The organism is Alicyclobacillus shizuokensis NBRC 103103, from assembly GCF_001552255.1.
Lineage (GTDB): Bacteria > Bacillota > Bacilli > Alicyclobacillales > Alicyclobacillaceae > Alicyclobacillus_G > Alicyclobacillus_G shizuokensis.
On sequence record NZ_BCQV01000003.1, the window covers coordinates 46,451 to 53,148 of the forward strand.

8 protein-coding genes are annotated in these 6,698 nt (G+C 65.5%); 3 read left to right on the forward strand and 5 right to left on the reverse strand.

The features are described 5' to 3' along the window. The first annotated feature begins 41 nt into the window (after positions 1-41). From ASH01S_RS01690 to ASH01S_RS01700, 3 genes are all read left to right on the forward strand, one after another. Entirely contained in the window at positions 42-461 is a 420-nt protein-coding gene (locus tag ASH01S_RS01690) for an SRPBCC family protein (RefSeq protein WP_067922453.1), read from the forward strand. After that, positions 458-814 carry an ArsR/SmtB family transcription factor gene (locus tag ASH01S_RS01695; protein ID WP_067922456.1) on the forward strand — a complete coding sequence of 119 codons (357 nt, stop codon included), beginning with the start codon at positions 458-460 and terminating at the stop codon, positions 812-814. Before ASH01S_RS01690 ends, ASH01S_RS01695 begins: the two co-directional genes overlap by 4 nt. A 142-nt stretch (positions 815-956) precedes the next feature. Continuing rightward, positions 957-1,898, forward strand: coding sequence for an NAD(P)-dependent oxidoreductase (locus ASH01S_RS01700; protein WP_067922459.1), 942 nt, complete (start codon positions 957-959; stop codon positions 1,896-1,898). Between the two features lie 34 nt (positions 1,899-1,932). On the opposite strand, the gene ASH01S_RS01705 is transcribed toward ASH01S_RS01700, so the two are convergent. The 5 genes from ASH01S_RS01705 to ASH01S_RS18770 form a co-directional block, all read right to left on the reverse strand. Beyond that, on the reverse strand, positions 1,933-3,606 hold the full coding sequence (locus ASH01S_RS01705) for a sensor histidine kinase (protein ID WP_067922462.1): 1,674 nt from the start codon (positions 3,604-3,606) through the stop codon (positions 1,933-1,935). After that, a complete protein-coding gene (locus tag ASH01S_RS01710) occupies positions 3,603-4,286 on the reverse strand; it encodes a response regulator transcription factor (protein ID WP_067922465.1) in 684 nt (227 codons plus the stop codon). Before ASH01S_RS01710 ends, ASH01S_RS01705 begins: the two co-directional genes overlap by 4 nt. Before the next feature lie 21 nt (positions 4,287-4,307). Next, positions 4,308-4,754, reverse strand: coding sequence for a GtrA family protein (locus ASH01S_RS01715; RefSeq protein WP_083516726.1), 447 nt, complete (start codon positions 4,752-4,754; stop codon positions 4,308-4,310). Further along, the gene (locus ASH01S_RS01720) at positions 4,751-5,830 is read right to left on the reverse strand and encodes a glycosyltransferase family 2 protein (protein WP_083516727.1); all 1,080 of its coding nucleotides are present in this window, start codon (positions 5,828-5,830) and stop codon (positions 4,751-4,753) included. The genes ASH01S_RS01715 and ASH01S_RS01720 overlap by 4 nt, the downstream gene beginning before the upstream one ends. Then, positions 5,808-6,698: mannosyltransferase YkcB-related protein (locus tag ASH01S_RS18770; protein ID WP_505578020.1), on the reverse strand; the 891-nt coding region annotated here is incomplete at its 5' end. The genes ASH01S_RS01720 and ASH01S_RS18770, both read right to left, overlap by 23 nt.

Here is a 6,698-nt window from a genome sequence, read left to right on the forward strand (position 1 = left end):
ACACCTTTGGGTGTCATGTCAAAGCGGCTGGAGGTAAAAGGATGCCAGACTCGAAAATCTCCGATATTCGCAAGACCGTCCTTTTGAATGCACCGATTGACAAGGTGTGGAAGGCGGTTGCCACAGCGGAAGGCATTGCCGCGTGGTTTATGCCAAGCGACTTTCAACCTGTTGTCGGTCATGAATTTATGCTGGACGCAGGTCCCTGGGGAAAGTCGCCCTGCAAAGTCACAGAGGTCAATCCGCCCCACCGCATAGGGTTCAACTGGGGCAAGGACTGGCACGTCCTGTTTGAGTTGAAAGATCTAAACGGGAAAACGGAACTGACGCTTGTCCATTCTGGCTGGGATGCCGAGAAGGTGACCGAGTTTGGTGAATCCCACACGGTGGTTCGGGATCGCATGGATGGCGGATGGAATCGCCTGGTCTTTGAGTCCCTGCGAGGCTATGTTGAGAAATGATGCGCACTGCCGTCCGACATGACGTGTTTCAGGCCATCGCGGATCCCAACCGGCGCCAGGTGATTCGACTCCTGGCGGAGGCGGACGAACTGTCGATTGCGTCCATCAGTGACCGCCTGCCGATAAGCCGCACCGCGGTGAACAAACACCTGCGCGTGCTTGGCGACGCTGGGCTCGTGAAAAGCCGCAGGGTCGGACGGGAAACTCGGTACCATTTACAGCCCCAGCCGCTGTTGGAGGTCAAGCGTTGGCTTGCCGATTACGAGCGATTTTGGGATGAGAAGCTGGCCGCGCTCAAGCGGTACGTGGAATCGGAAGGGGAGGACGACGCTCATCCTTCCGACCTGGGATAGGCCGGCGCGCCATCAGCGGAACCCAGGCTTGACGGACGCAACCGAAATTTTGTTTTAGTCACCCATCGTCTCATCCCATGCCGTCCTATACTATCACCGGAAAGGGTTGCCCTTGTGAACCGATGAGATGGGAGTGAAACGTATGCAGCAGGAGATGCGGACGACAGCAGCCACGACACAAAGCGAGGCGGCGGGCGGAATCCAGGGCGCCGCCCGGCCCATCCGCAAGGTCGCCTGGATTGGCTTGGGCGCGATGGGTCTGCCCATGGCCCGCAACCTCGTGCGGGCGGGGTTTGACGTGCGGGCGTTCAATCGGACGCCGAGGGACTACAACCTGGGCGGGGGACGTCTGTGCGTGTCAGCGCGCGAGGCGGTCGACGGGTGTGACGCGGTGATTCTGATGGTCGCCGACGGCGCGGCGGTACGCGAGGTGCTGTTTGGACCGGACGGCGTGGCGGACCACGTCCCGATGGGAACCCTCATCGTCAACCAGAGCACCATCGGTGTTGAGGAGACGCAGGCCGTCGCGCAGCGGCTGGCGCAGGCGGGGCTGGAGTTCATGGACGCGCCGGTGTCCGGATCTGTCCAGCCAGCGGAGCAAGGGCAACTGGTGGTGTTGGCGGGCGGATCGGCCGAGGCGTTTGCGCGCATGCAACCGGTGTTCGCGGCTATGGCCAGACACGCTTTCCACCTGGGCCCGGTCGGTAGGGGGGCGGCGATGAAGCTGCTGGTCAACGCGTACCTGGGCGTGGTGGTGGAGGCGGCGGGCGAGTGCCTGACGGCCGCGGACAAGGCCGGTTTGGGCCGGGAGGCGTTCCTCAAGGTGCTGGCCGAAACGGGGATGTGGTCACCCATCCTGGCCATGAAGCGGCCGCTGTGGACGGCGGACGAGTACGCACCGGCGTTCGCGCTCAAACACATGCGCAAAGACCTGCGTCTGGCGCAGGCGTTCCTGGGCGATCTGGGGCACGCAGGCGCGGCCATCCAGGCGGCGCTGTCGGCGTATGACCGGGCGGCCGACCAGGGCCTGGCGGATGCCGACATGGCGGCGGTGGCGCGGGCGCTGGCCGAGCCGAGCGCATGAGGGCCAAACGCACGCGCTGCGTGTGCGCGGTCCGTTAACGGCCAGCTTCGCCACCCGGCTTTGCCGGGTCCGGGTTGCACGGCGGCAGCCGCACCGTGAACGTGGTGCCCACGCCCAACTCGCTCTCGCACTCGATGTTGCCTCCGTGCAGCTGGACGATGGATTGGGTGATGGCGAGGCCGAGTCCGGCGCCCTGAGTCGCGGGGGCGGCCGCACGGCTGCGGGAGGCGTCGATGCGGTAAAAACGGTCAAAGATGTGCGGCAACCGATCAGGCGGGATGCCGCTGCCGTTGTCGCGCACGGTCAGCAGGACGGCGTCGGGCTCCGCCTGCACGCTGACCTCGATTCGGCCGGTGTCCGGCGCGGTGTGGTGGACGGCGTTTTGAAACAGGTTGAGCACCACCTGCTTCATTTTGTCCACATCCGCTTCGACCAGCGCCGGGCATGCCACGTTCAGACGCACCTGGCGCGATCCGGCCAGCACCTCCAACTGCGGGCGCATCCTGTCCAACAGTCCGCCGAGATCAGCCGGGCGGCGGTTCAGCTCCGGCTGGCCGTCCAAGCGGGCGAGTGTCAGCAGGTCTTCCACCAGGTGGCTGAGCCGTTCCGTTTCGGCGCGCATGCTGGTGAGCGCCTGTTCCAGCTGCTCGGGGTTTTTGGCGGCGCCGCGCTGCAGCACCTCAAGGAAGCCGCGGATGGAGGTCAGCGGCGTGCGCAGTTCGTGCGAAGCGTCGGCGACAAATTGGCGCATCCGTTCCGTCGCGATCCGCTCGTTCGCGAACGCCTGCGCCAACCGCTCAAGCATGGCGTTGAAGGACTCGGCCAACACGGCCACCTCGGTCTGCGGGCGGACCAACTGCACGCGCTCCGCGAGGTTGCCGGCGCCAATGTGGCGGACAGTCCGAATCATGCTGGAGAGCGGCACGAGGGTGCGCCGGACCGTCGGGGTCAGCGCCAGGATGGCAGCCAAGAGCGCGGCCGCGGCCAGGATGATGAAGACCAGCAGTTGCTGCACGACGACGTGGCGAATTTGGGCGACATCGGCGCTGACCTGGATGAGTCCGGACGGCTGCCCGGGCGGGCCGATGGGCGTTAACACGACCAATTGCGCGCCGGCTGGTGTCTTGACGATTTGGTACTGGTTGTCAGCCTGCCCGTACGTCAGCGCGGCCTGGTAAACAGTCTTCGGCAGGTGCGGCGCGGCATCCGCCTGCTGTGGGTGGAACAGCTCGTGAAACCCGCCCGTGTCGTCGATGAAGGTGACGATGGCCCCGGGCAGCGTGAACGGGATGGGTAACGGGCGCTGCGCGGCCGTCGGGTTGCCGGTCGCTGTGGATAGGGACGGATCGGCATCGACCGCATCAGTCGTGCTCCCGCTGGATGCACCGCGTTCACGCGGGACGGTGGCGTTCCCACGGGCCTTGCCTGGGCTCGCCGTGCCGCTGTCGGTAAAGGCGGCTCCAGGGTTGAGAAGGCTGCCCGCGGCCCATCTACCTTCCAGGCGCGGCGCATCGTGCAGCCAAAAGCGCAGCGGCAGAGCACGCACCTGGGTGTGCACCATGTGCGCAGTGTTCTGGTACACAAAGCGGCTCATCGCCAGGTATTGAAAGAAGCCGATGAACACGAGCAACCCGGCCAGGATGGCCAGGCACCGGACCAAAAGCTGCGCGCGCAGGGAGCGGGGGAGTTGAAACGGCAGCCTCGTCATGGCAGGTCCACCCTGTAGCCGAGCCCGCGCACGGTGCGGATGAGCCGGTGGTCGCTGTCGCCCAGCTTGTCGCGCAGGGATTTGACATAGACCTCGACGATGTTGTCTTGCCCCTGGAAGTCGTAGCCCCATACTTCGTCCAAGATCTTCGCTTTGCTGAGCACGATGCCGTGGTTGAGCACCAGGTAGCGCAGGACGTCGTATTCGGTCGTCGAGAGCGCGAGCGCCCGTCCCTGGTAGCGGATTTCCTTGCGAGCGTCGTCGATGTGAAACGGTCCAATCCTCACTTCGTCCAATAGTTGTGGAAACTGGCCGCGGATGCGCGCGTGGATGCGCGCCAATAGTTCCTGAAAGCTGAACGGTTTGACCACGTAGTCGTCGGCGCCCAGGTTCAACCCTTTGACCCGGTCTTCGACTTCATCTTTCGCGGTCAGCAGGATGACGGCCACGTTCTGGCTGCGTTTGAGCAAACTGCACACTTCGAAGCCGCTGATGCCGGGCATCATGACGTCGAGGATGACCACGTGCGGGCGGAAGCCCTGGGCGCGGTTGACCGCTTCCAGCCCGTCAGCGCAGGTTTCGACCTGAAAACCTTCGTTCTTCAGTCCGAATTCTAGAAACTGGAGTATGTTCGGCTCGTCGTCCACGACGAGAATGCGGATATCGGCGTTGTTGTACACAGTGTCACCTCGGGTTCCATTCTAGCGAATGGGGCGGCTGCGGAACACCCACCAGCGGCCGCCGGCGAAGTTGACGACGGTGGTGAGGCCGGTGGCTGTCATCTTGACTCCCAGCGCCGGCCAGCCTGCGTGCCGCAGGATGGCGAGGAGCGCAAGGGACAGGCCGCAGGAGAGCCCGTTCACCGCCGCAAAGCGCAACGCCTCCCGGAGGCTGGGGTGCGCCTGTTGCCGGAACGTGAAGGTGCGGTTGCACAGGTAGCTGTTGACGAGGCCGCAGGTGTAGCTGACGCACTGGGCCACAAGCCATGGCCAGTGGCCAAGGTGCACGAGCAGCCAGAACACGCCCACGTCAAGGCCGGTGTTGAACATGCCGATGAGCGCAAACCGCATCGCTTGTGGCATCACGGCCTGACCGAATCGGGTCTCCCCTTGGCCGGCGACACCCGGTGCACGCCCGGTATCCGTCATGTCTCCGCGCCCAATCCGTCGTCAAACCCATCCTTGCCGGCGACCACGTACAGCGGCCGGCGGCGGCTCTCGCTGTGAATGCGCGCGACGTACTGGCCGAGGACGCCGAGGGCGGACAGTTCTATCCCGGACAGCCCAATGATGAGAGCTGTAAGCCACAGCACGACGGGCCAAGCGCCGCCCGCCATGCCTTCAACCAGCGTCGCCAGCGCCAGGCCGAGTCCAATCGCCATAGCCAACGCGCCTAGGTACAGCGGCCACAGCAACGGCCTGGTGGAGAAGGAAGTGACGGCGTCGCCCGCCAGGCGCAGCATCCTCCGCAGCGGGTATTTCGTCGCCCCGGCGTAGCGGGGGTCCCGAACATACGGCACCGCCGTCTGGCGGAAGCCAACCCAGGCCACCAGCCCGCGCACAAACCGTCCGCGCTCGTCCAGTTTTCGCAGCACCTGGCAGACCGTGGCGTCCATCAGGCGGAAGTCCCCCGTGTCCATGGGGATCTGGATGTCGGTGAGCGCGCCGAGAACGCGGTAGAACGCGGCCGCGGTTGTGCGTTTCCAGACCCCTTCGCCGCGGCGGCGGGTGCGTTGGGCGTAGACCACATCGTACCCTTGCTGCCATTTGGCGATCAGCTCCGGGATGAGTTCCGGCGGATCTTGCAAATCCGCGTCCATGACGATGACCGCCGCGCCGCGGGCGTAATCGATCCCGGCCGTAATCGCCGCCTGGTGGCCGAAGTTGCGCGAGAAGTGGAGCACCCGCACGTGCGCGTCGCGCTGCGCGAGGGAGGTGAGCCAGGCCCCGGAAGTGTCCTGGCTGCCATCGTCGACAAACAGGATCTCGTACGGATGGCCCAACTGATCCATGACCGGCTTGAGCCGCTCGTAGGTCACCGGCAGCACCGCTTCCTCGTTGTAGACCGGGATGACGACCGAGTAACGCACGGCCTCTGCGGCTGCCGGGCCGAACGCCGGCCCCGCGTGCGAAGCCGCGTCCACCCGGTGGTGTGCGGATGCGAACTGCGGCGTCCGCGGGTCGCCCTGCGGCCGGCGAAACTCATTTGGAGCCGGTGTATTCATACAGCTGTGCGCCTCCCTGTCTCAAAAATCCACCCTGCCCCTGCGCGGAAGCCGCATTCCGGCCGGCCGCAGCGGATTGAGTCGACGATCCGGTGGATGCGGACGACGAGGTCCAGGCTGATTCCGGTACCACCTTGCAGTGTTGGAGGATCCACTGGGTGACCTGCGATTGCCCGCCAAACCGCCCGCTTGATTGAATCAAAAAGTAGCGCAGCTTGCCGGATTGGGTCAACTGCTGCAGTTCCTGGACGGTTACGGCCGGGTCCGACCCCGAAAAGCCGCCCATCGCCATGACCGGCAGACCGGTTTGGAGGATGATGGGCGCGGCCTGGTTGGCGTTCTGCGTCGCCACCAGATACGCCCCGGCCGAGGCCTTGTAGTGGCGCTCCAGGTATTTTATCAGTGCGCTGTCCACCGTTTCGACGTCGCTCAACCCGCGCTTGCTCCCGTCCGGTCCGTTGCCGAGGCCGCTGTTGGCACTGCCGCTTGCGCCTGGGAAGCTGCCGCCGTTGGTGGCGCCGGGGAAAGCCCCGCTGTACCCGCGCGCGCCGCCGGCAAAGTAGCCGCGGCCAAAGCGCCTACCGGCTGCTCCGTTCCAACTGCTTCCGGGGGAGCCGCCTGTTTCCCCGCTAGAAAACCGGCCCGCCCAACGGCCTGGCTGGAAGTTTCCTCTCTGCCCGGTCGCTGCGAAGAAGGGCAGGCTGGTGCGGGTGAACGTCCCGGTCGGGCCGGCCGCTGGCATGACCGCGTTCACCCCGTACTGGATGGGGGTGAATGCCCAGTAGCCAGGGGCGACGAGCAACGCTGCCACACCGGCCGCCGCTCCGGCCCGCCGCAGGCCCAAGCCTGCCGCGTTCGGAGCGGCGGG